Source organism: Catenulispora sp. GAS73 (assembly GCF_041262085.1).
Taxonomy (GTDB): Bacteria; Actinomycetota; Actinomycetes; order Streptomycetales; family Catenulisporaceae; genus Catenulispora.
Map to the genome: position 1 here is coordinate 335,202 of NZ_JBGCCM010000002.1, position 24,198 is coordinate 359,399.

The following is a 24,198-nucleotide window of genomic DNA, read 5'->3' on the forward strand; positions in this document are numbered from 1 at the left end:
GAAACTCAGAAGCCGAAGGGCGGCCGCTCCCCCACCGGGGAACGGCCGCCCAATCAGCGTGCTACGGGATCAGCTCCCGGACCTCAGCCGCTGTAGCCGCCGAAGTCGTACTCCTCCAGCGGGACCGCCTGGCCGGAGCCGCTGCCGAAGCTGTACGACGAGTAGTCGTCGTCGTAGCCCACCAGCGTGTACATCTGGGCCTTCGCCTCTTCGGTCGGCTCGACCTTGATGTTCCGGTAGCGCGGCATGCCGGTCCCGGCCGGGATCAGCTTGCCGATGATCACGTTCTCCTTCAGGCCCAGCAGCGAGTCGGACTTGCCGTTGATCGCCGCGTCCGTCAGGACCCGGGTGGTCTCCTGGAAGGAGGCCGCCGACAGCCACGAGTCCGTGGCCAGCGACGCCTTGGTGATACCCATCAGCTGCGGACGGCCGGAAGCCGCGCTGCCGCCCTCGGCGAGCACCTTGCGGTTCTCGGTCTCGAAGCGGCCGAACTCGACCAGCTCGCCCGGGAGCAGTTCGGCGTCCCCGGCCTCGATGATCGTCACCCGGCGCAGCATCTGCCGGACGATGATCTCGATGTGCTTGTCGTGGATCGGCACACCCTGGCTGCGGTACACCTTCTGGACCTCGGCCACCAGGTGGATCTGCACCTGGCGCTGGCCCAGGATGCGCAGCACGTCGTGCGGGTTGACGGTGCCCTTGGTGAGCTCCTGCCCGACCTCGACGTGCTGGTCGTCGGCGACCAGCAGCATGGTGCGCTTGCTGACCGGGTAGGCGACCTCCTCCACCGACGGGTCGTCGGGGGTGATGACGATCTTGCGGGTCTTGTCGGTGTCCTCGATCCGGACCCGGCCGGCCGCCTCGGCGATCGGCGCCACGCCCTTGGGCGTGCGGGCCTCGAACAGCTCGATGACACGCGGCAGACCCTGCGTGATGTCGTCACCGGCCACACCGCCGGTGTGGAAGGTGCGCATGGTCAGCTGGGTGCCGGGCTCGCCGATCGACTGCGCGGCGATGATGCCCACCGCCTCGCCGACGTCCACCAGCTTGCCGGTGGCCAGCGACCGGCCGTAGCACATCGCGCAGGTGCCGACCTTGGACTGGCAGGTCAGGACCGAGCGGACCTTGACCTCGGCCACGCCGTTCTCGATCAGCTTGTCGATGGCCACGTCGCCGAGGTCCACGCCGGCGTCGAGGATCGTCTTCTTGTCGACGACGACCTTCTCCGCGGTGTTGCGCGCGTAGACCGAGTTCTCGACGTTCTCGTCCTTGATCAGACGGCCCTCGGAGTTCTTGGCCGCGATCGGCATCATGATGCCGCGCTCGGTGCCGCAGTCCTCCTCACGGATGATCACGTCCTGCGAGACGTCCACCAGACGCCGGGTGAGGTACCCGGAGTCCGCGGTGCGCAGCGCGGTGTCGGCCAGACCCTTGCGGGCGCCGTGCGTGGAGATGAAGTACTCCACGACCGACAGGCCCTCGCGGAAGGACGCCTTGATGGGACGCGGGATGGTCTCGTTCTTGGCGTTCGACACCAGACCGCGCATACCGGCGATCTGCCGCATCTGCATGAAGTTACCGCGCGCTCCGGAGTCGACCATCATGAAGATCGGGTTCGTCTTCGAGAAGTTCGCCTGCATCGCGTCGGCGACGTCGTTGGTGGCCTTGGTCCAGATGGAGATGAGCTCCTGGTTGCGCTCCTCCTTCGTGACCAGACCGCGCTCGTACTGCTTCTGGATCTTCGCGGCCTGAGCCTCGTAGCCTTCGAGGATCTCGCCCTTCTTCGGCGGGACCACGATGTCCTCCACGGACACCGTGACGCCGGAGCGGGTCGCCCAGTAGAAGCCCGAGGACTTCAGGTTGTCCAGGGTCGCCGCGACGGTCACCTTCGGGTAGCGCTCGGCCAGGTCGTTGACGATCGCCGAGAGCTGCTTCTTGGCCACTTCGCGGTTCTCGTACGGGTAGTCCAGCGGCAGCAGCTCGTTGAACAGCGCCCGGCCCAGCGAGGTCTTCAGGCGGAACGGCTGGCCGGTCTCCCAGCCCTCCGGAGCCACCCAGCCGCGCGGCGGCACCGCCTCGGAGATGCGCAGCTCGATCGGCGCCTGCAGGTCCAGCTCGCGGTTGTCGAAGGCCATCATGGCCTCCGAGATCGAGCCGAACGCCCGGCCCTCGCCCTTCATCCCGTCACGGTCCATCGTGAGGAAGAAGATGCCCAGGACCATGTCCTGCGTCGGCGAGGTGATCGGCCGGCCGTGCGCCGGGGACAGGATGTTGTTCGAGGACAGCATCAGGATGCGGGCCTCGGCCTGCGCCTCGGCGGACAGCGGCAGGTGCACCGCCATCTGGTCGCCGTCGAAGTCCGCGTTGAACGCGGTGCACACCAGCGGGTGGATCTGGATCGCCTTGCCCTCGACCAGCTGCGGCTCGAAGGCCTGGATGCCCAGGCGGTGCAGCGTGGGGGCGCGGTTGAGCAGCACCGGGTGCTCCCCGATGACCTCCTCCAGCACGTCCCACACCACCGGCCGCGCGCGCTCCACCATCCGCTTGGCGGACTTGATGTTCTGCGCGTGGTTCAGGTCCACCAGCCGCTTCATCACGAAGGGCTTGAACAGCTCCAGCGCCATCTGCTTGGGCAGACCGCACTGGTGCAGCTTGAGCTGCGGGCCGACGACGATGACCGAACGGGCCGAGTAGTCGACGCGCTTGCCCAGCAGGTTCTGGCGGAACCGGCCCTGCTTGCCCTTGAGCATGTCGCTCAGGGACTTCAGCGGACGGTTGCCGGGCCCGGTGACCGGACGGCCGCGGCGGCCGTTGTCGAACAGCGAGTCCACGGCCTCCTGCAGCATCCGCTTCTCGTTGTTGACGATGATCTCCGGCGCGCCCAGGTCGAGCAGCCGCTTGAGGCGGTTGTTCCGGTTGATCACGCGGCGGTACAGGTCGTTCAGGTCGGAGGTGGCGAAGCGGCCACCGTCCAGCTGCACCATCGGACGCAGGTCCGGCGGGATCACGGGCACGCAGTCCAGCACCATGCCGGACGGCGAGTTGTTGGTCGAGCGGAAGGCCTCGACGACCTTCAGGCGCTTGAGGGCACGGGTCTTCTTCTGGCCCTTGCCGTTGCGGATGGTGTCGCGCAGCGACTCCGCCTCGGCGTCCAGGTCGAAGGTCTCCAGCCGGCGCTGCAGCGCGGCAGCACCCATCGACCCGGAGAAGTACGTGCCGTAGCGGTCACGCATCTCCCGGTACAGGATCTCGTCGCCCTCCAGGTCCTGGACCTTCAGCGACTTGAACCGGCTCCAGACCTCGTCGAGCCGGTCGATCTCGCGCTGCGCGCGGTCGCGCAGCTGCTTCATCTCCCGCTCGCCGCCCTCGCGCACCTTGCGGCGCTGGTCGGCCTTGGCCCCCTCGGCCTCCAGGGCCGCGAGGTCCTCCTCCAGCTTCTTCTGCCGGGCCTCGACGTCGGCGTCGCGCCGGTTCTCGACCTGCTGGCGCTCCACGGAGACCTTGGCCTCCAGCGAGGGCAGGTCCCGGGTGCGACGCTCGTCGTCGACCTCGGTGATCATGTAGGCGGCGAAGTAGATGACCTTCTCCAGGTCCTTCGGCGCCAGGTCCAGCAGGTAGCCCAGCCGGGACGGCACACCCTTGAAGTACCAGATGTGGGTCACGGGAGCGGCCAGCTCGATGTGGCCCATCCGCTCACGGCGCACCTTGGCCCGGGTGACCTCGACCCCGCAGCGCTCGCAGATGATGCCCTTGAAGCGCACCCGCTTGTACTTGCCGCAGTAGCACTCCCAGTCCCGGGTGGGGCCGAAGATCTTCTCGCAGAAGAGTCCGTCCTTCTCCGGCTTCAGGGTGCGGTAGTTGATGGTCTCCGGCTTCTTCACCTCGCCGTAGGACCAGGTGCGGATGTCGTCGGCAGTCGCCAGACCGATACGGAGCTCGTCGAAGAAATTGACGTCAAGCATGTGGTTTCTATCCTCCTCGATGACTCGTTCGATCAGACCTCTTCGACACTGGACGGCTCACGCCGGCTCAGGTCGATGCCGAGTTCCTCGGCCGCTCGGAACACGTCCTCGTCGGTGTCGCGGAGCTCGATCATGGTGCCGTCCTTGCTGAGCACCTCGACGTTGAGGCACAGCGACTGCATTTCCTTGATCAACACCTTGAAGGACTCCGGGATGCCGGGCTCGGGGATGTTGTCGCCCTTGACGATGGCCTCGTAGACCTTCACGCGGCCGAGCACGTCGTCGGACTTGATGGTGAGCAGTTCCTGCAGCGCGTACGCGGCGCCGTAGGCCTCCAGGGCCCACACCTCCATCTCGCCGAACCGCTGGCCGCCGAACTGGGCCTTACCGCCCAGCGGCTGCTGCGTGATCATCGAGTAGGGGCCGGTGCTGCGCGCGTGCAGCTTGTCGTCGACCAGGTGGTGCAGCTTCAGGATGTACATGTAGCCGACCGAGATCGGGTACGGGAACGGCTCGCCGGAGCGGCCGTCGAACATCCGGGCCTTGCCGGTGCTGTCCACCAGCCGGACCCCGTCGCGGGTCTTCAGGGTGTTCCCCAGCAGGCCGGTGATCTCATCCTCGCGGGCACCGTCGAAGACCGGGGTCGCGACCTTGGTGCGGGCCTCGGCCTTGTCCGCGCCGATGGAGCGCAGGCGCTCCTGCCACTCGGCCTGGCCGTCGCCGATGTCCCAGCCGGTGGCGGCGATCCACCCGAGGTGGGTCTCCAGCACCTGGCCCGGGTTCATGCGGGAGGGCACGCCCAGCGGGTTCAGCACGATGTCGACCGGGGTGCCGTCCTCCAGGAACGGCATGTCCTCGACCGGGAGGATCTTGGCGATGACGCCCTTGTTGCCGTGCCGGCCGGCCAGCTTGTCGCCGTGGGTGATCTTGCGCTTCTGCGCCACGTACACCCGGACCAGCTGGTTGACGCCCGGCGGCAGCTCGTCGCCGCTGTCGCGGTCGAAGATCCGGACACCGATGATCTTGCCCTGCTCGCCGTGCGGCACCTTCAGCGAGGTGTCGCGGACTTCGCGGGCCTTCTCGCCGAAGATCGCGCGCAGCAGCCGCTCCTCCGGGGTGAGCTCGGTCTCGCCCTTGGGCGTGACCTTGCCGACCAGGATGTCGCCGGGGACGACGTCCGCGCCGATCCGGATGATGCCGCGCTCGTCGAGGTCGGCCAGGACCTCCTCGGAGACGTTCGGGATGTCCCGGGTGATCTCCTCCGGGCCCAGCTTGGTGTCCCGGGCGTCGACCTCGTGCTCCTCGATGTGGATCGAGGACAGGACGTCGTCCTGCACGAGGCGCTGCGACAGGATGATCGCGTCCTCGTAGTTGTGGCCCTCCCACGGCATGAACGCCACGAGCAGGTTCTTGCCCAGGGCCATCTCGCCGTCCTGGGTGCACGGGCCGTCGGCCAGCACCGAGCCGACCTCGACCCGCTCGCCCTCGGCCACGACCACCTTCTGGTTGAAGGAGGTGCCCTGGTTGGAGCGGCGGAACTTGGCGATCCGGTAGACGCTGGTGGTCGCGTCGTCGTTGGCGACGGTGACCAGGTCGGCGGACACCTCGGTGACCACGCCGCCCTTGTCGGCGGTGACCACGTCGGCGGCGTCGACCGCGCAGCGGTACTCCATGCCGGTGCCCACGTACGGCGAGTCCGACTGCAGCAGCGGCACGGCCTGGCGCATCATGTTCGCACCCATCAGGGCGCGGTTGGCGTCGTCGTGCTCCAGGAACGGGATCATGGCCGTGGCCACCGACACCATCTGGCGCGGCGAGACGTCCATGTAGTCGATGTCGGCCGGAGCCATCATCTCGATCTCGCCGCCCTTGCGGCGGCACAGCACGCGCTCGTCGGTGTAGGAGCCGTCGTCCCGGACCGGGGCGTTGGCCTGGGCCACGACGTACCGGTCCTCCTCGTCCGCGGTCAGGTAGTCGATGTGGTCGGTGACCTTGCCGTCGACGACCTTGCGGTACGGGGTCTCGATGAAGCCGAAGGCGTTGATCCGGCCGTAGGAGGCCAGCGAGCCGATCAGGCCGATGTTCGGGCCTTCCGGGGTCTCGATCGGGCACATGCGGCCGTAGTGCGAGGGGTGCACGTCGCGGACTTCGAAGCCGGCGCGCTCGCGGGACAGACCACCGGGGCCCAGCGCGTTCAGGCGGCGCTTGTGGGTCAGGCCCGAGAGCGGGTTGGTCTGGTCCATGAACTGGGAGAGCTGGCTGGTGCCGAAGAACTCCTTGATGGAGGCGACGACCGGCCGGATGTTGATCAGCGTCTGCGGCGTGATGGCCTCGACGTCCTGCGTGGTCATGCGCTCGCGGACGACGCGCTCCATGCGGGCCAGGCCCGTGCGGACCTGGTTCTGGATCAGCTCGCCGACGCTGCGCAGGCGGCGGTTGCCGAAGTGGTCGATGTCGTCCTCTTCGACGACGACCATCGGCGCGCCCTCGACCTGCGGGTCCATCTCGGTCTCGCCGGCGTGCAGCTTCACCAGGAACTTGATCGCGTTGACGATGTCGTCCTCGGTGAGCACCGTGTTGTCGATGCCGCTGGCCTGGCCCAGCTTCTTGTCGATCTTGTAGCGGCCGACCTTGGCCAGGTCGTAGCGCTTGGGGTTGAAGTAGAGGTTGTCCAGCAGGGTCTGGGCGGCCTCGCGCGTCGGCGGCTCGCCCGGACGCAGCTTGCGGTAGATGTCCAGCAGCGCCTCGTCCTGGCCGGCGGTGTGGTCCTTCTCCAGCGTCTGGCGCATGGACTCGTACTCGCCGAACTCCTCCAGGATCCGGGCGTCGTCCCAGCCCAGGGCCTTCAGGAGCACGGTGACGTGCTGCTTGCGCTTGCGGTCGACGCGCACGCCGACCATGTCGCGCTTGTCGATCTCGAACTCGAGCCAGGCGCCGCGGCTCGGGATGATCTTCGCGTTGAAGACGTCCTTGTCGGAGGTCTTGTCGATGTCCTGCGAGAAGTACAGACCCGGGGAGCGCACCAGCTGGGTCACCACGACACGCTCGGTGCCGTTGATGATGAAGGTGCCCTTGTTCGTCATGAGCGGGAAGTCGCCCATGAAGACGGTCTGGCTCTTGATCTCGCCGGTCTCGTTGTTCGTGAACTCGGCGGTCACGAACAGCGGGGCGGCGTAGGTGAAGTCGCGGTCCTTGCACTCGTCGATGGAGTACTTCGCGGGCTCGAAGCGGTGGTCGCGGAACGTCAGCGACATGGTGCCCTGGAAGTCCTCGATCGGGGAGATCTCCTCGAAGATCTCCTCCAGACCGGAGGTGGTGGGCACGTCGAGGCCTGCGGCCTGCTGCTCGGAAACGCGACCCTTCCAGGTGGCGTTGCCGACGAGCCAGTCGAAGGACTCCGTCTGCAGCGCGAGCAGGTTCGGAACCTCGAGCGGCTCTTTGATCTTCGCGAAGGAGATGCGGCGGGCGGCGTTCTTGGTGATGTTCTGGGCGGTGCGCGAGGCGGCCAAGAGGGGTCCTTCCGGGGCTCGGACTGGACTGGCTGTCCTTAGCGCTACCAGGCGGACCTGTATCCCTACCCGGCGACGGATTCAGCGAAACCCCTGGTCGGCGGCGGTGTTGGAGGCACCGGTGCCGGGTGGTCGGAAGGGGTTCGCGAGGCCGTTGACGGAACGAGGCATGCAGAAAGGCAGCGCAAACGAACAGTGTAGCCATATCGGCCACGCCTGTCCAGCCCGTGCCTTAATAGGCCTGACGCGGGTCGGTCGCCCCCGCCTCGCGGGGCCCCGACGCGTCGGGCAACAGACGGACAGACTAGCCGGATCGACCGACAGTTGTCGCCGCCGACACGGGCGGCACGTCCGTCCTTCGCACCTTTTTTCTTCCCCGGCCTCTGCCTCGCGCTGCCTCGGTCCCGGGGGTCCTGCGGTATATCGCCGACGTACCGCAGAATCCCGCGTAGCTGGGCCGACGTCAAGAGGCGTGCGGGGATCTCTCTCCTGGCAAGCCCGCCGCGCACGGTGATCACACAGGTCACGCCGAACACGAAGGACCCCCGGGGATAACCCCGGGGGTCCTTCGAATGGCTCGCGCCGCGAAGAGGACTTACTTCACGGTGACGCCGGCGCCGGCCTCTTCCAGAGAAGCCTTGGCCTTCTCGGCGGCCTCCTTGGTGGCCTTCTCCAGAACCGGCTTCGGCGCACCGTCGACCAGGTCCTTGGCCTCCTTCAGGCCCAGCGAGGTCAGCTCACGCACGACCTTGATGACCTGGATCTTCTTGTCGCCGGCCGACTCCAGGATGACGTCGAACTCATCCTGCTCGACAGCGGCCTCAGCGGCGGCCGCGGCCGGGCCCGCGACGGCGACGGCGGCCGGAGCGGCAGCCTTGACGTCGAAGGTGTCCTCGAACAGCTTCACGAACTCAGAGAGCTCGATCAGGGTCATTTCCTTGAAAGCCTCGAGCAGCTCGTCGTTGCTGAGCTTCGCCATGATAGGCGTCCTTTCTCTAAGTGAGTTCTAGCTCGGTTTTGCCGGGTGCCTATCAGGCGTCGGCGGACTTCTTGGCCGACAGCGCGTCCACGGTACGAACGGCCTTGGCCAAAGGAGCCTGGAAGAGCGCCGCCGCGTTCGCGAGCGACGCCTTCATCGCGCCGGCCGCCTTGGCCAGCAGAACCTCGCGGGACTCCAGATCCGCGAGCTTGGTGATCTCAGCCGGGGTGAGGGTCTTGCCCTCCATCACCCCACCCTTGATCACCAGAAGGGGGTTCGCCTTGGCGAAGTCACGAAGACCCTTGGCCGCCTCAACCGGATCGCCCTTGATGAAGGCGATAGCCGAAGGACCCTTCAGCGCCGACTCATCAAGACCCTCAATACCGGCCTCACGAGCAGCGACCTTGGTCAGCGTGTTCTTCACCACGGCATAGTCCGTGGTCGCACCGAGCGCGCGCCGAAGCTCCTTCAGCTGCGCAACAGTGAGCCCGCGGTACTCGGTCAGCACGGCGGCGTTCGAGCCGCGGAAGTGATCCGCGATCTCGGCGACCGCAGCCGCCTTGTCAGGCCTCGCCATACGGGCCTCCTTCCGGGGTGTCAGAGCCGACGATGAGCCACCAGACACGAAAAAACGCCCGGCGCGTCAGCGCGGGCGTCACAGATAAGAAGGCCAGTCCCAAGGACAAGCAACAACTGCTTCACTAATCGCGCCTCGGCGGGTCGCTCCGTGTGGAGGCCTTCGACTGATCCGGGCCGTTCGGCTCGGAGCAGCGACCAGCGGTCTTCGGCTCCGTCAAGACTAGCACGGGGCCAGGGGTGCTTTTGACCGGCCGAACCCGTGCTTCACCGGATCCTCCGGACCACGCGGGGTGTTGGTTCTGGGCCCCTCGCCGCGTCGGCGGGCGCAGCCAACCTGGCCGGGCCGGTGGTGTCAAGCCGGACGAAACCGGACCACAGCAACAGCGATCCGGCTTTACACCACCGGACCGGCCTGGTTCCGTAAGGCGACGACGCGGCGAGGGGCACAGAACCTCGGCGACCACAAGCAACACCGCCAGCAGACAGCGCAACGCACCACGAGCGGACAGAAAGCCGACCAGTCGCGGACCGCCGCCAAACAGCCGGACGCGCGGGTCGCCCCCTCGCTGTAGAGCGCCCGCCGGAGGCCTCAAGGCGCCCACCACGCACGACGATTGCCGCCTACGACATGCGCAGTGACTCGGACCGGCGCGTGGTCTTGCACCCACACAACCGCCACCCGCCAACGCACCGCCGCAGAGACCTGAACCGCCGCGCGGTCGTGTTCGCCACAACCGGCGGCCGCCAACGCAACCAGCGGGGCACAACCGAACTGCGTCCCCCTGCGAGGTCATCAACCCCTGCGCGAAGCCGTAAAAATTCGCCTGTAAGACCCAACGAAAAAGCCCCCGTCCACACGGACGGGGGCCCCTCCTACGCTCTAACCCACTAACCCAAACCCACTAACCTTCTAACCCACTACCTCACGCCTCGTCGTCAGACACGACGTTACGCACCCGGTTAGCATCCACCTGAATCCCAGGCCCCATCGTGGTAGCGAACGTGATCTGCTTCAGGTACCGCCCCTTAGCAGCACTCGGCTTCACACGAAGCACCTCCTCCAACGCAGCCGCATAGTTCTCAGCCAGCTGCTGCTCGGAGAACGACACCTTCCCGATGATGAAGTTCAGGTTCGAGTGCCGGTCGGCACGGAACTCGATCTTGCCGCCCTTGATGTCGTTGACCGCCTTGACCACGTCCGCGGTAACCGTGCCGGTCTTCGGGTTCGGCATCAGGGACCGCGGGCCCAGGACCCGGCCCAGGCGGCCGACCTTGCCCATCAGGTCCGGGGTGGCCACGACCGCGTCGAAGTCCAGGCGGCCCTTGGCGACCTCGTCGATGAGCTCGTCGGAGCCCACGATGTCGGCGCCGGCCTCGCGGGCCTGCTCGGCCTTGTCGCCCTGGGCGAAGACCAGCACGCGGGCGGTCTTGCCGGTGCCGTGCGGGAGCACGACGGTGGAGCGGACCATCTGGTCGGCCTTGCGGGGGTCGATGCCCAGGCGCATCGAGACCTCGACGGAGCTGTCGAACTTGGTGACCGAGGTCTCCTTCGCCAGGCGGATGGCCGCCAGCGGCGTGTAGAACTCGTCGGCGTCGATCTTCGCCGCGGCGTTGCGGTAGCCCTTGCTGCGCTTCATTGCTGCTCTCCTAGAGATGGTGAGGTGTGGTCTTCGCGAGCCGCGCGCGGCTCTGCCACTGGTTCTGGTGGTGCTGGTGGTTCCGGTGTTGCTGGTGTCAGCAACGGCCAAGCCCGATAGCCAAAAGCCAATCGCCAGCTGAGAGACTCAGGAGCCGGAGCCTCAGACAGCTCAGCTGTCGGAGACGATGACGCCCATCGAACGCGCGGTGCCAGCGATGATCTTCATCGCGGCCTCGACGTCGTTCGCGTTCAGGTCGGGCATCTTGGTCTCGGCGATCTCCCGGACCTGGGCCTGCGACAGGGTCGCGACCTTGTCCTTCTGCGGGACGCCCGAGCCCTTCTCGATGCCCGCGGCCTTCAGGATCAGCTTCGCCGCCGGCGGGGTCTTCGTGATGAAGGTGAAGGAGCGGTCCTCGAACACCGAGATCTCGACCGGCACGACCTGGCCGCGCTGCGCCTCGGTGGCCGCGTTGTACTGCTTGCAGAACTCCATGATGTTCACGCCGTGCTGACCCAGCGCCGGGCCGACGGGCGGGGCCGGGTTCGCCATACCGGCCTTGATCTGCAGCTTGATGACCGCGGTGAGCTTCTTCTTGGGAGGCATTCCCGTACTCGTTTCTGTAGACGTCGCCGATAACCCCTACCAAGGGCACGGCGGAGAGACGTCGCCATAAGGCAACAGCAGCCAAGCTTACCGGACCGGCTGCCGTGCCCCGGACGCTGCGAGGCCTCCGCGCCGGTCAGGACCGGCACGGAGGCCTCATGCACAACATCGCTCCCAGGAGCGTTGTTCCTTACTACTTACGACATCCGCACTACTTAGGACGTCCGTTACGTCGCTACATCGCTACATCGCTATGTCGCTATGCCGATACGGCACTCCCTACGGCCGAACCGGCTTGACCAGCCCACGAGCCCCGCCCGGCACCGCCGAAGCCAGGTCCGCAGCCGCCCGCGCCGCCGAGACCCCCGAGCCCGAGACCCCCGAGACACCCGAGCCGCCCCCCGAGACAGCCAGCCGACTCCCGCCCCCGTTGATCACACCCAGCGGACCAGCGATCGCCCCCGCCAGCTCCTTGTCGACCCCCGAAGGCACCGCCACCGGCCCGCCGAACACGTACCCGCCGAACAGCTCCCCGCGGTTCGCGTCCAACAACGCGACGTCCTGCCCGGACAGCCCCGTGGCCGGGTTCACCAGCAGCAGCGGGCCGCCCATGCTGCCCATCGCGGCCCCGCCGGACAGCGCGTCCGGCCACGCCGAGCCCGTCGCCACGCCCGCGGCGGTCATGTACGGGAAGAACGTGCTCGCCACCAAGTACGAGGTCTGGTACCGGTCGGCGCCGACCAGCGGCAGCCGCCAGTACCCCTGGTGCTCCGAGTCGATCGCCTTCAGCGCCTGGCCGCCGACCGCGGTCAGCACGACGTCCGAGTTCGGCCCGAAGTCCGTCCCGAACCGGTGCAGGTACTGCGCCGTCTCCGTCGGCATCGCCTTGTCGTTGCTCAGCACCACCACCGCACCGTTGGTAGCACCCGCCGCAGCGCCCGCGGACAGCGCGTCGGCGAAGTCGGTCCCGGTGGCCACCAAGATCTGGGTGGGATGCGCGGTGACCCGGTCGGCGATCTTCACCGCCGTGTCGTACCGGTCCACACCGGCGATCCGGACGACGCTGAACCCGAGCGCGTGCACGGAGTTCGCGACCGCCGGGGACAGCGCCTGGGTCCCGCCCAGCAGGTAGACCGTCGCGCCGGCCGGCAGGATCCGCTTGAGCTCGGCGGCGGCCTGCGGCGAGAGCGTCGCGCTCGCGGTCAGCAGCAGCGGGCCGTTCTGCCGCGCGGCCAGCGCCGAGCCGGCCAGCGCGTCGGCCGGCAGGTCGTCACGGGACAGCACGGCCACACTGGCCTGCGACCGCACCGGGTCCGAGGCGTCGCCGTTGTTCCGCCACTGCGACTGCGACACCGACTGAGCGGTCCCGAGCCGGTCCGCGCCGGCCAGCCGCAGCACCTGCTTGGTGAACTCGGTCCGGTACGCCAGGTGCTCGGTACCGCTCAGCGCACCGCCCACGGCGAAGACGACCTCGGTGTTCGCCGTGGCCTTCGGGTCGGTGTTCAGCGCGACCGAGTGGACCTGACTGGTCCGGTTGCCCGCGCCGGCCGACACCGAGGTCTCGTCGAAGGCGATCCGCTTGCCGTCCGGGGAGAACACCGGGTTGGCGACCGTGATCGTCGGGGTGGTCGAGGACCCGGCGGCCACGAAGGTCTGCTGCACCGGAGTCGGCAGCCCGCCGGCCGGGACCGAGGTCGGCACCGTCCAGATCTGCGGCACGCTGTTCTTGTCGGCCTGCACGAACGCGACCGTCTTGCCGTCCGGCGACACGGTCGGCGCGACGCCGGTGGCCGCGACCTGGAACGGGACGTAGTTCCCGGCGTTGCTGCGGACCCAGATCCCGTCGGAGGTGTTCGTCCCGCCGGAGACCACGGTGGCCCGGGCGAAGGCCAGCACGTCGCCGCCGTAGTCGGGGCTGGAGTCCGTGGTGCCGGCCGCGGCGACCTTCGGCAGCGGCCAGGACACCGGCAGGCCGTTGTCGTTCGCCGAGCCGTTGGACCAGGTGGCCATCAGCTGGCTCGGACCGGAGCTGCTGACGGTCGGGTCCCAGCCGGCGAAGACCAGCAGCTCGCCGTCGAAGGCCCAGACCGGCTGCGCATCGGAGGCCGCGCCGTGCGCCACGACCTTCAGACCGGAGCCGTCGGCGTTCGCGGTGTAGATCTGGTGGTTGGCGGAGAAGGCGTACTTGCTGCCGTCGGGCGACCAGGAGACGTCGGTCCCGGCCCACGGCACGGAGGAAGTCCCCCCGCCGACGGTCTCCAGGGAGCCATCGGTGTGGCTGACGGTCAGCGGGCTGCTCGCCGGGACGCCGGCGACGGTGGCACCGGCCTGCGGGGCGACCGCCAGGCCGACCAGTGAGGCCGAGACGATCGCGGCCGCGGACAGCCGCCGGGACATGCGGAAAGCCATGAGATCCCCCCACGGAATCTTCAGGAAATGTTAAGGGCGCCCCAGGCTAGTGGGGCGCCCTTGTCAGCCGCCTGCGAAAGCAGCATGAAGACCGGTCATACCTTTGGGGGAGGAGCGGCTCAGCTGTTCTTCTGGATCTGGTTGAAGCTCAGCTCCACCGGGGTCTCCCGGCCGAAGATCTCCACCAGGCCCTTGACCTTCTGCGAGTCGGCGTTGATCTCGTTGATCGTGGCCTGCAGCGTGGCGAACGGGCCGTCGATGACGGTGACCGAGTCGCCCACCTCGAAGTCCAGCACCTTGACCTCGGCCGGCGCCTTCTGCTTGCCGCTGACCTCTTCGGGCTGCTCTTCGAGCAGGATCTTGACGACCTCGTCCAGGGTCAGCGGGTACGGCTCGTGGGCGTTGCCGACGAAACCGGTGACGCCGGGGGTGTTGCGCACCACGCCCCAGGACTCGTTGGTCAGGTCCATGCGGACCAGCACGTAGCCGGGGAACTTGTTGCGCTTGACCCGCTTGCGCTGGCCGCCCTTGATCTCGACGACCTCCTCCATGGGCACCTCGACCTGGAAGATGAATTCCTCCATGTTCAGGGTGGTCATGCGGGTCTCGAGGTTCTGCTTCACCCGGTTCTCGTAACCGGCGTAGCTGTGGATCACGTACCACTCGCCGGGCGCGCGGCGCAGCGCCTCGCGGAACTCCTCGATCGCCTCCGGGCTGCCCGGCGCGTGCTCGCTGCCGGCCTCGGCGTCCGGTTCGGCGACGTCCTCGGGCGCACCGGCAGCGACCTGCTCCTCGACGGCCTCTTCGTCGTCGTTCTCCACGAGAACAGTCGCTTCTTCGAGGTCTCCGTAGGTCTCAGACACGGTCGCTCATACTTCCTTTGCTCGGGGTGGTGGGTTCGGTACGACAGCTCAGCCGAACGCCCACATCACCAGTTTGCTGAACCCGTAGTCCAGCGTAGCCACGATCCCCACCATGATCGCGACGAACACGATGACCACCGTCGTGTAGGTGACCAGTTCGTTGCGGGTAGGCCACACCACCTTGCGCAGTTCGGCGATGACCTGCCGGTAGAACAGGCTGATCCGGCCCAGCGGGGACCGGCGGCGCTCGGGGCGGCGGTCACCGCCGCGCCCGCGGTCCGGCTTCGACATCGCGGAGGTCGAGCTCGTCTCGGTCACCTGGTCCTCATCACATTCGGTGAAAGTGGCAAGTTGTTGCGGCAGGTCTTGCCGCGAACACGCTTCGCGCCCAGGAGAGCCCATCACCGGGCTTTCCTGGGCGCCTAAGCAGGGCCGGAGGGACTTGAACCCCCAACCCCCGGTTTTGGAGACCGGTGCTCTGCCAGTTGAGCTACGACCCTTTGCCTAAGCGTGCTCCACAAACCTACCTCGCCGAGGTGGGGAAGGGGAATCCGCCGATCGAGAGTGTACGGGACGCACGTCCCCGATTGCGAACGGGTTCCGCACCGGCACGCATAACCGACGTGTCGCGGGCGTCTCCTTTCGTGGAACGTCACCCCGAACGACCCCCCTGCGGTGGGACGATAGGAGGCATGACAGCCTCCGCAGCCTCAACACCCTCCCCGTCGCGCCGGGTCTCCCAGCGCGTCGGCGCCATCGCCGAGTCCGCGACCCTGGCCGTGGACGCCAAGGCCAAGGCGCTCAAGGCGGCCGGCCGGCCGGTGGTCGGCTTCGGCGCCGGAGAGCCCGACTTCCCGACCCCGGCCTACATCGTCGAGGCGGCGCTGAAGGCGGCTCAGGACCCGAAGTACCACAAGTACACGCCGGCCGGCGGGCTGCCGGAGCTCAAGGAGGCGATCGCGCACAAGACACTGCGCGACTCCGGCGTGTCGGTGTCGGCGAACCAGGTCCTGGTCACCAACGGCGGCAAGCAGGCCATCTACAACGCCTTCGCGACCCTGCTGGACCCCGGCGACGAGGTCATCGTCCCGGCCCCGTACTGGACCACCTACCCCGAGGCGATCCAGCTGGCCGGCGGCGTGCCGGTGGACGTGGTCACCGACGAGACCACCGGCTACCTGGCCTCGGTGGAGCAGCTGGAGGCGGCCCGGACCGAGCGCACCAAGGTCCTGCTGTTCGTCTCGCCGTCGAACCCGACCGGCGCGGTCTACAGCCCCGAGCAGGTCGAGGAGATCGGCCGCTGGGCCCTGGAGCACGGCCTGTGGGTCCTCACCGACGAGATCTACGAGCACCTGGTCTACGGCGACGCGCGCTTCACCTCGATCCTGAAGGCGGTGCCGGAGCTCGCCGAGCAGACCGTGATCGTCAACGGCGTGGCCAAGACCTACGCGATGACCGGCTGGCGGGTCGGGTGGCTGATCGGCCCGGCCGACGTGGTCAAGGCCGCCACCAACCTGCAGTCGCACGCCACCTCCAACGTCTCCAACGTCGCGCAGGTCGCGGCGCTGGCCGCGGTGTCCGGCGACCTGGCCGCGGTGAACGAGATGAAGCTGGCCTTCGACCGCCGCCGGCAGACGATGGTGCGGATGCTGAACGAGATCCCCGGCGTGCTGTGCCCGGAGCCCAAGGGCGCGTTCTACGTGTACCCCTCGGTGAAGGCGCTGCTCGGCAAGGAGATCCGGGGGCAGCGGCCGGCCAGCTCGGCCGAGCTGGCCTCGCTGATCCTGGACGAAGCCGAGGTCGCCGTGGTGCCCGGCGAGGCCTTCGGGACCCCGGGCTACCTGCGGCTGTCCTACGCGCTGAGCGACGCGGACCTGGTCGAGGGCGTGTCGCGGCTGCAGAAGCTGCTGGGCGAGGCGCGCTGAAACAGAACCACCCCGAAAGGGCTTCGGCGTCGTGCCGGGGCCCTTTCGCACGGTCCGCAGGCCCCGGTCCCACGATTTCGCCGTACGAGCGCTGATAATGGCCGGATGGAGAAATCGGATCTCACAGACTTCTCCTCACTAACCGGAAATACCGACCCTGGCTCCGGTTCCGACACCGGCTCTGGACGCCGCCGGCGGCTGACGCACCGGATCGCAGCCTTCGCCCGGAAGCCGTACTGGGACCCGCCGGACCCGTCCTGGGTGGTCCGCCGCTGGCCGGACCTGACCGGCTACTGCTTCGCGACGCTCTTCTTCTGGCTGTCGCTGACCCCCTCGCTGCTCCCGCGCCCCTGGATCATGCAGGGCCTGCTCGGCGGCATCACCGGGATCGCCGGCTACGGCGTCGGCTCCCTGATCAGCACCCTGGTCCGCTCGGTGGCGCGGCGCCGGGGCCGGAGCTTCAGCGAGCACCTGCGGAAGCGCTCCTGGCAGTTCATCCCGGTGGTGCTGCTCGTGGTGAGCGTCTCGGTGGTGGTCTGGGGCGCCCGGGCGCAGCGCGAGCTGCAGCCGCTGATGGGCCAGAACCAGTCCTCGACCTGGAACGCCGGGATCATCATCGGGCTGTCGCTGGGCACGTTCCTGTTCCTGTTGCTCCTGTGCCGCGCGGTCCGGCTGCTCGCGCGCAAGCTCGTGGCCTGGTTCGGGCGGCTGGTGCCCTGGCCGCTGGCGTACGCCGCCGGGCTGATGGTCTGCACGACGCTGGTCGTGGTCGGGACCAAGAACGTGCTCTGGGACCGCGGCTTCATCGGATTCATGGACCACGTCTCCCGGCAGGCCAACGACGGCACCGAGCCGGGCATCCGCCGGCCGTCCTCCCCCGAGGTCTCCGGCAGTCCGCAGTCGCTGGTGAGCTGGTCGAGCCTGGGCACCAAGGGCCGCACCTTCGTGGCCACCGCCCCGACCACGCAGGAGCTCGCGGCGTTCTCCGGACAGCCCGCGCTCCCGCCGATCCGGGTCTACGTCGGCGAGCAGGTGGAGTCCGCGGACTTCACCGGGGCGGCGACACTGGCACTGCGCGAGATGGACCGGACCGGCGCGTGGAACCGCAAAGTGATCAACCTGGTCGGCACCACCGGCAGCGGCTGGGTGGACCGCAACATCCCGACCCCGCTGGAGTACATGTACGACGGCGACACCGCGACCGTGGCACTTCAGTACTCGTATCTGCCGAGCTGGATCTCGTTCCTGGTCGACAAGGAGCGCGCCGGGCACGCCGCCCGCGCGCTGTATCAGGCGGTCCACACCCGGCTGCTCACGATCCCGGCGGACCGCCGGCCCGAGCTGGTGCTCTCCGGCGAGTCCCTGGGCTCCTACGCCCTGGACTCGGTCTTCACCAGCCCGCAGGCCCTGATCGACGGCGCGGACGGGGTCGTCTTCGAGGGCCCGCCGCAGGCCAGCCGGATCTGGCAGCAGATCACCGCGCACCGGGACCCGGACTCACCGGTGTGGCAGCCGGTGTATCAGGGGGCGAAGAACATCCGCTTCGGCCAGTGGCCCTCAGTCGACCTGCGCTTCCCCTGGGGCGCGCCCTGGGGCCACCCGCGCGTGGTCTACCTGCAGAACGCCTCGGACCCCGTGGTCTGGTGGACGCCGGACCTGCTGTTCGACAAGCCCGGCTGGGCCTCCCCGCCCCTCGGCCCGGACATCACGCCGCAGCTCCGCTACTACCCGATCGTCTCCTTCTGGCAGACCACGGTGGACCTGGCGGTCTCCTTCGGCATGCCGACCCCGCACGGCCACAGCTACGGCACCGGCGCGTGCGACGCCTGGGCCGCCGTGCTGCCCCCGCCGGGCTGGAACGCGGGGCGGACCGAGGACCTGGAGAACGTGATGGCCGCGATCAACCGGAGGTGGAGTTGAAGCCGGGCGAGGAACGGCTGGCGGAACCAGAACCAAGTGCGTCGCCGAGACCCGAGCCGGGACCGAGCCCGATGCCGGGACCGGGCTCCACGCCGGAGCCAAAGCCGGGCACGCGGACCGAACCAGAACCGCAGCCGCAGCCGGTGCCGAGTGCGAGTCCGCAGCCGCAGCCGGTGCCGAGTGCGAGTCCGGTGCCGGAGCCGAGTGCGAGTCCGGGGCCGGAGCCTGTGCCTGTGCCGGTGCCTGTAGCGGACCCGACTCCCGGCATCAGCACCGCCACCCGCCTGACCACCCACCTCCGCCGCCCCCTCAGCAACGGCCTGGCCCTGATCTTCGCCGCCCTCCTCCTGGCGGCGCTGAACTGGCTGGAGCACCGCGTCCACTGGTTCGACAGCCTGCCGGAGCTGGTCGTCGCGTTCGTCGTCACCGGCCTGTTCGCGGCGCTGGCCTGGTGGTCCGGGCACGCGCTCGAAGAGCTGGGTCTGGACCGCGAGTCCTGGCCGCTGGGCTTGAAGTGGTCCGGCATCGTCATCGGCGGGGTGGCCCTGGTCTACCTCGGCGGCGCCCTGTTGCCGGCCACGCGGTCGCTGTTCACCGACCAACGCTATGCCTCGCTGACCGCCTGGCAGGTCGCGGTGCGGGTGTTCGTCGACGTGCCGTTCGCCACCGTGCTGGCCGAGGAGGTCGCCTTCCGGGGTGTGCTGTTCGGTTTGGCGCTGCGGCGCTGGGCGCCGCTGGGCGCCACCGCCTTCAGCTCCCTGATGTTCGGGTGCTGGCACATCCTGTCCTCCCTGCACCTGAACACCGAGAAGCCAGCGCTCACCTCGCTCCTGGGGCCTTCGGGGCTGGGGGCGGCGCTGGCTGATCTCGGGACCGTGGTGTTCACCGGCCTCGGCGGCGCGGTGTTCTGCGAGCTACGCCGTCGCAGTGGCAGTCTCCTGGTGCCGATGTCCTTCCACTGGGCCACCAACGCCCTGGGTTACGTCTTCGGCTTCCTGCTGCGCGTCGGAGTCATCCCCGAGCTGTGAGGCAGCGGCACGGCGACCGGGGACCAGCCACATCGCGACTGTGGCCACGGCCAGGATCGCCGCGCCGGTGTAGACCGCGGGGATCAGGCCGTCGATGAAGTGCTGGTCGGCGGACTCGGTCGCGGTCGGACCGTAGCCGCCGGTCGCGGAGAACACCGCGCCCATCACCGCGATGCCCAGCACGCCGCCGAACTCGCGCAGCGCGTTGTTGACGCCGGAGGCGATGCCCTCCTGGTCGCGCCGCACCGAGCCGAGCACCAGGTTCTCGATCGGCGCGAAGAACATCGCCATCCCCGCCCCGCCGATCAGGAAGGCCGGCAGCAGCGCGGCGTAGTCCAGCTCGGTCGAGATCACCGCGGCCACCCAGGCCAGCGCCACCGCCTGCAGGCCCAGGCCGACCGTGACGATCCACTTGCCGCCGATCCGGTCGGACAGGATCCCAGCGATTGGCGCCACCAGCATCGGCATGCCGGTCCACGGCAGCACCCGCAGTCCGGAGCCCAGCGGCGAGAAGCCGTACACGGTCTGGAAGACCTGCGAGAGGAAGAAGATCGCCCCGAACATCCCGAAGGACATCAGCAGCGTGCTGAAGTTGGTCAGCGGGAAGGCCCGGCCGCGGAACAGGTGCATCGGGACCATCGGCGCGTCGGTCCGCAGCTCCCAGACCACGAAGGCGACCAGCAGCGCCCCGCCGCCGACGAACCCGGTCAGCACCAGCGCGTTGGTCCAGCCGACGTCGCCGCCCCGGATCAGGCCCAGCACCACGCCGAGCAGACCGCCGGTGGCCAGCACCGTCCCGACCACGTCCAGCCGGCGCGACGCGCCGTGGCTCTCGGTCAGGCCGAACCACGCCAGCGGCAGCAGCACCACACCCAGCGGCACGTTCACCCAGAAGATCCACTGCCAAGACGCGGCCTCCACCACCGCGCCGCCGACCACCGGCCCCAGCGCCACGGCCAGGCCGGAGATGGCACTCCACGCGCCGACGGCCGCGCCGCGCTTCTCCGGACGCACACTCGCGGACAGCATCGTCAGACTCAGCGGCACCACCACCGCACCGCCCAGGCCCTGCCCGGCGCGCGCCGCGATCAGCACCGCGATGTTCGGCGCCAGCGCCGAAGCCACAGACCCGGCCGTGAACACGGCGAGCCCGATGACGAACATGTTCCGGCGCCCGAAGCGGTCACCGAGCGTGGAGCCGGTCAGCAGGAACACCGCGAAGGTGAGGGTGTAGGCGGAGACCGTCCACTGCAGACCGGACAGGCCGGCGTGCAGGGACTCGCGGATCGAGGGCAGCGCGATGCTGACGACGAGGTTGTCCAGCGATGCCATGAACATGGCGACGCCGGTGATGATGAACGTGCGGACCGGGTGGCCGATGGTGGCGGCCCGAAGGCCGTCCGTCGGTGGGCCCTGGTGCCGGCCGATGGTCTCGGTGCTCATGGTGATCCCCTCCAGATCATGGAACAGCGCAGGTCGGGTTGATCGGATTGGTCGGGTAGTTAGCAGTCACTAACTTCGCTGGACAAACGGGTGGCGCTGAAGGTGCCTTGCGGTGGCTCGGTCGGCGTTCCCGCCGGCCCGGTCAGCTCAGTCGGTGAACGCCTTCGCGATGTAGTTCGCGTACTCGGGCTCGGCCGGGCTGCCGGACCGCTCGTCCGAGCGCCCCTTCGCGGCCTCCGCGTCGAGCTCCTCGGCCGTGTCGGCGGCGACGGCGGTGTCGTCGCGCAGCACGTTGAGGATCGGCTGCCACTCCGGGTCTTCGACGTTGTCGCGGCCCATCGCGGCGATCACGTTGCACAGCATGCCCTTGGCCAGGAAGTCCACGCGGACCCCGACCGGGGCGCCCGAGAGGTTCTCCATGTGCTGCCAAAGGCTCTGCATGGCGCCGCGCACAGCGGCCTGGACCTCCGGGTCGTGGCAGGCGGCGAACTGCTGGAGCTGCATGTTCAGCACCAGGCGGTCCTCCATGAGCAGGTTCTGGTAGGCGTCGCCCATCGCGGCGAGTGCGGCGTGCCCGTACTTGCCCTCAGCCGCCTTGGTGAACACGTCGCGCACCTGCGTCGCGCCGTACTGCACGGCGGCGATGAACAGATCGCGCTTGGTCGGGAACAGTCGGAACAGGTAGGGCTGCGACACCCCGACCCGCTTGGCGATGTCGCCGGTCGAGGTGCCCTCAAGCCCGCGGACGGCGAACTCGGCGACCGCGGCTCGCACCACTTGGTCGCGTCGTTCGTCGGCACTCATGCGGGGGCTCATGGGAAGTAAGTTAGCAGTCACTAATCAAGCTCGCAACCCCACGGCCGGAACCCGAACGCGACTCGCCGCAGGCGAACGCGGAGTCGACCTCGACGTGCGCGCCCCCCGGAACACCGTGCCGCGGTGGCTGAGAACCCGTGGTCGGGGAGCCGAAAACCTCTCATACTTCTCCTGACGGATTCTCAGACGTTCCTCATCCACCCCGCCGATAGTGGTCGCCGTGAGCTCTCCCACGCCCTTCCTCGCTGGTCCCGCCGGGTCCCCGGCGGGACAGAGCACCCCCGAGATCCTCGTCGTCGACGACGAGCCCGGCATCCGCGCCGTGCTCGCCTCCAGCCTGGAGTTCGAGGGGTACGCGGTCCGCACCGCGAACGACGGCCGCGCCGCGTTGGCCGAGGTCGAACGCGGGCGGCCGGACCTGGTCGTGCTGGACGTGCTGATGCCCGGCATGGACGGGCTCACCGCCTGCCGCCGGCTGCGCGCCGCCGACCCGCACCTGCCGGTCCTGATGCTCACCGCCCGGGACCTGACCGGGGACCGGGTCGCCGGCCTCGACGCCGGCGCCGACGACTACCTGGCCAAGCCCTTCGAGCTCGACGAGCTGCTGGCCCGGGTCCGGGCGCTGCTCCGGCGCGGCGCGCTCACCGTCGAGGGCACCGAGGCCGCCCCCGGGGCGGCCGGCCACGGCGACCACGTCCTGGAGTACGAAGACCTGCGCATGGACACCCTCACCCGCGAGGTGACCCGCGCCGGCCAGCTGATCGAACTCACCCGGACGGAGTATCTGCTCCTGGAGATGTTCCTGTCCCACCCGCGCCAGGCGCTGACCCGCGAGCAGATCCTGCGCGCGGTCTGGGGCTTCGACTTCGAGCCCGCCTCGAACTCCCTGGATGTGTACGTCATGTACGTGCGCAAGAAGACCGAGTTCGACGGCCTCCCCCGCCTGGTCCAGACCGTGCGCGGGGTCGGCTACGCACTGCGCACGGCCTCCGGCGCGCGCCGATGAGGCGACGCATGCCCCTGCGGTCGCGGCTGGCCATCATGAGCGCCGTGGCCGTGGCGATCGCGATCGGCGCGGTGGCGCTCGTCTCCTACGTCGCGGTGCGGGACCGGCTCCACGGCCAGATGGACAGCGCGATCGCCGGCAGCCGGGATCCGGGCTTCGGCCTGCACTTCGGCGACCCCGCGGGCGGGTGGGACCCGAACAAGTCCCCCTGTCACATCCGGGGCCCGGCGGACACGACCGGCGCGGCGGACGCGACAGACCCGGCGCACATCGATCCCAACAACTACCCGCCGCCGGCGGTCGGCGTCACCTTCTACGACGGGCAGCAGACCTGCCCCCTGCCCGGCTCCACAGCGGTCAAGGGGCAGGCCAGCGACCTGCAGGTGATGAACGCCCCACCCGGCCACGGGACCTGGCGCGACGGGGTCACGACCACCGGCGCCAAAGTCCGCGTCGAGGTCGTGGCCAATCCCGACCCGTTCCACCCCGGCGTCTTCCTGAAGTCGCAGGCCTACGGCCCCATCGACGACTCCCTGAGCAGCCTGGCCTGGCTGCTGATCGTGGTCTCGCTGATCGGCGTCGGCGGCGCCGCTACAGCGGGCCTGCTGGTCGCGCGCGCCGGACTGCGTCCGGTGGACGAGCTGACCTCGGCGGTCGAGCACGTCGCCCGCACCGAGGACCTGTCGGTCCGGATGCCGGTGTCCGGCGACGACGAGATCGCCCGGCTCTCGGAGTCCTTCAACTCGATGACCGCGGCCCTGCAGGCGTCCCGGGACGAGCAGAAGCGCCTCGTCGACGACGCCGGCCACGAACTGCGAACTCCCCTGACGTCCCTGCGCACCGCCATCGACCTGCTGATCCGCTCCGAGGAGTCCGGCCGGCCGCTGCCCGAGGGCAAGCGCACCGAACTGCTCACCGGCGCCCGCACGCAGATGCGCGAGCTGACGGTGCTGATCGCCGACCTGCTGGAGCTGTCGCGCCCGGAGCAGGCCATGTCCGTCACGGCCCCGGTGGCGCTGCACGAGGTCACCGCGCGCGCCGTGGAGCGCGTCCGCCCGCGCGGCGCCGCGCGCGACGCCCCGGTCACCATCATCGACGATCTGCATCCGTGGACCACGCACGGCGACGGCGCGGCGTTGGAGCGCGCGGTGGTGAACCTGCTCGACAACGCGGTGAAGTTCTCGCCGCCGGGGGCGGCCGTGGAGGTGCGGCTGGCCAACGGCTCGCTGACCGTGCGCGACCGCGGACCGGGCATCCCGCCGGAGGAGCTGCCGCATGTCTTCGAGCGCTTCTGGCGCTCCCCCACGGCACGCGCCATGCCCGGCAGCGGTCTCGGGCTGGCGATCGCGGCCCGCGCCGCTCGCGAGTCCGGGGGCATCATCGCCTTCGAGAAGCCGTACGACGGCCCCGGAACCATCGCGCGACTGTTTCTGCCCGGAACCTCCGAGGCCTGATACGAAGCAATCAGGGCTTTGTCATCATTGGCGCTACCGTCCGCAGTCGGACGGGTCTGATC

16 protein-coding genes and 1 tRNA gene are annotated in these 24,198 nt (G+C 69.0%); 5 read left to right on the top strand and 12 right to left on the bottom strand.

Features of this window, described 5'->3' with window-relative positions:
• Positions 1-83: 83 nt before the first annotated feature.
• The 10 genes from ABH935_RS04085 to ABH935_RS04130 all read right to left on the bottom strand — a co-directional run bounded on the left by ABH935_RS04085 (position 84) and on the right by ABH935_RS04130 (position 15,044).
• Positions 84-3,962 (bottom strand): DNA-directed RNA polymerase subunit beta', encoded by a 3,879-nt coding sequence (locus ABH935_RS04085; protein WP_370376387.1) that lies wholly within the window; start codon positions 3,960-3,962, stop codon positions 84-86.
• 32 nt (positions 3,963-3,994) lie between these two features.
• On the bottom strand, positions 3,995-7,471 hold the full coding sequence (gene rpoB / locus ABH935_RS04090; protein WP_370376388.1) for a DNA-directed RNA polymerase subunit beta: 3,477 nt from the start codon (positions 7,469-7,471) through the stop codon (positions 3,995-3,997).
• 595 nt (positions 7,472-8,066) lie between these two features.
• Entirely contained in the window at positions 8,067-8,450 is a 384-nt protein-coding gene (gene rplL / locus ABH935_RS04095; RefSeq protein ID WP_370355830.1) for a 50S ribosomal protein L7/L12, read from the bottom strand.
• A 52-nt stretch (positions 8,451-8,502) separates the two neighbouring features.
• A complete protein-coding gene (gene rplJ / locus ABH935_RS04100; protein WP_370376389.1) occupies positions 8,503-9,027 on the bottom strand; it encodes a 50S ribosomal protein L10 in 525 nt (174 codons plus the stop codon).
• Positions 9,028-9,952: 925 nt separating this feature from the next.
• Positions 9,953-10,666 carry a 50S ribosomal protein L1 gene (gene rplA / locus ABH935_RS04105; protein ID WP_370376390.1) on the bottom strand — a complete coding sequence of 238 codons (714 nt, stop codon included), beginning with the start codon at positions 10,664-10,666 and terminating at the stop codon, positions 9,953-9,955.
• Between the two features lie 171 nt (positions 10,667-10,837).
• On the bottom strand, positions 10,838-11,272 hold the full coding sequence (gene rplK, locus ABH935_RS04110; protein WP_194908826.1) for a 50S ribosomal protein L11: 435 nt from the start codon (positions 11,270-11,272) through the stop codon (positions 10,838-10,840).
• A gap of 279 nt (positions 11,273-11,551) precedes the next feature.
• Positions 11,552-13,681 carry a cell wall-binding repeat-containing protein gene (locus tag ABH935_RS04115; protein ID WP_370376391.1) on the bottom strand — a complete coding sequence of 710 codons (2,130 nt, stop codon included), beginning with the start codon at positions 13,679-13,681 and terminating at the stop codon, positions 11,552-11,554.
• A 119-nt stretch (positions 13,682-13,800) separates the two neighbouring features.
• Complete coding sequence (gene nusG / locus ABH935_RS04120; protein WP_370376392.1) at positions 13,801-14,544, bottom strand: transcription termination/antitermination protein NusG; 744 nt, start codon at positions 14,542-14,544, stop codon at positions 13,801-13,803.
• Between the two features lie 48 nt (positions 14,545-14,592).
• A complete protein-coding gene (gene secE / locus ABH935_RS04125) occupies positions 14,593-14,862 on the bottom strand; it encodes a preprotein translocase subunit SecE (RefSeq protein ID WP_370376393.1) in 270 nt (89 codons plus the stop codon).
• Positions 14,863-14,971: 109 nt separating this feature from the next.
• Positions 14,972-15,044, bottom strand: a tRNA-Trp gene (locus tag ABH935_RS04130).
• Between the two features lie 192 nt (positions 15,045-15,236).
• On the opposite strand from ABH935_RS04130, the gene ABH935_RS04135 reads away from it, so the two are divergent.
• From ABH935_RS04135 to ABH935_RS04145, 3 genes are all read left to right on the top strand, one after another.
• On the top strand, positions 15,237-16,469 hold the full coding sequence (locus ABH935_RS04135) for a pyridoxal phosphate-dependent aminotransferase (RefSeq protein ID WP_370376394.1): 1,233 nt from the start codon (positions 15,237-15,239) through the stop codon (positions 16,467-16,469).
• Positions 16,470-16,574: 105 nt separating this feature from the next.
• Positions 16,575-18,389: an alpha/beta hydrolase gene (locus ABH935_RS04140; RefSeq protein ID WP_370376395.1), complete on the top strand. Its 1,815-nt coding sequence runs from the start codon at positions 16,575-16,577 to the stop codon at positions 18,387-18,389.
• Positions 18,390-18,622: 233 nt separating this feature from the next.
• Positions 18,623-19,417, top strand: coding sequence for a lysostaphin resistance A-like protein (locus ABH935_RS04145; protein ID WP_370376396.1), 795 nt, complete (start codon positions 18,623-18,625; stop codon positions 19,415-19,417).
• Here ABH935_RS04145 and ABH935_RS04150 read toward each other — a convergent pair.
• A complete protein-coding gene (locus ABH935_RS04150; protein ID WP_370376397.1) occupies positions 19,304-20,860 on the bottom strand; it encodes an MFS transporter in 1,557 nt (518 codons plus the stop codon). The genes ABH935_RS04145 and ABH935_RS04150 overlap by 114 nt on opposite strands.
• 147 nt (positions 20,861-21,007) lie before the next feature.
• Positions 21,008-21,676: a TetR/AcrR family transcriptional regulator gene (locus ABH935_RS04155; RefSeq protein ID WP_370376398.1), complete on the bottom strand. Its 669-nt coding sequence runs from the start codon at positions 21,674-21,676 to the stop codon at positions 21,008-21,010.
• Positions 21,677-21,962: 286 nt separating this feature from the next.
• Here ABH935_RS04155 and ABH935_RS04160 point away from each other — a divergent pair, with 286 nt between their 5' ends.
• Both ABH935_RS04160 and ABH935_RS04165 read left to right on the top strand, forming a co-directional pair.
• Complete coding sequence (locus tag ABH935_RS04160; protein WP_370376563.1) at positions 21,963-22,682, top strand: response regulator transcription factor; 720 nt, start codon at positions 21,963-21,965, stop codon at positions 22,680-22,682.
• 8 nt (positions 22,683-22,690) lie between these two features.
• The gene (locus tag ABH935_RS04165) at positions 22,691-24,136 is read left to right on the top strand and encodes an ATP-binding protein (protein WP_370376399.1); all 1,446 of its coding nucleotides are present in this window, start codon (positions 22,691-22,693) and stop codon (positions 24,134-24,136) included.
• Positions 24,137-24,198: the final 62 nt, after the last annotated feature.

Coding starts and splice junctions, on each gene's coding strand:
- ABH935_RS04140 (WP_370376395.1), top strand. CDS start 16,575: ATGGAGAAATCGGATCTCACAGACTTCTCCTCACTAACCGGAAATACC.
- rplJ (WP_370376389.1), bottom strand. CDS start 9,027: ATGGCGAGGCCTGACAAGGCGGCTGCGGTCGCCGAGATCGCGGATCAC.
- ABH935_RS04135 (WP_370376394.1), top strand. CDS start 15,237: ATGACAGCCTCCGCAGCCTCAACACCCTCCCCGTCGCGCCGGGTCTCC.
- ABH935_RS04165 (WP_370376399.1), top strand. CDS start 22,691: ATGCCCCTGCGGTCGCGGCTGGCCATCATGAGCGCCGTGGCCGTGGCG.
- ABH935_RS04085 (WP_370376387.1), bottom strand. CDS start 3,962: ATGCTTGACGTCAATTTCTTCGACGAGCTCCGTATCGGTCTGGCGACT.
- rplL (WP_370355830.1), bottom strand. CDS start 8,450: ATGGCGAAGCTCAGCAACGACGAGCTGCTCGAGGCTTTCAAGGAAATG.
- ABH935_RS04150 (WP_370376397.1), bottom strand. CDS start 20,860: ATGAGCACCGAGACCATCGGCCGGCACCAGGGCCCACCGACGGACGGC.
- ABH935_RS04115 (WP_370376391.1), bottom strand. CDS start 13,681: ATGGCTTTCCGCATGTCCCGGCGGCTGTCCGCGGCCGCGATCGTCTCG.
- rplK (WP_194908826.1), bottom strand. CDS start 11,272: ATGCCTCCCAAGAAGAAGCTCACCGCGGTCATCAAGCTGCAGATCAAG.
- ABH935_RS04155 (WP_370376398.1), bottom strand. CDS start 21,676: ATGAGCCCCCGCATGAGTGCCGACGAACGACGCGACCAAGTGGTGCGA.
- rplA (WP_370376390.1), bottom strand. CDS start 10,666: ATGAAGCGCAGCAAGGGCTACCGCAACGCCGCGGCGAAGATCGACGCC.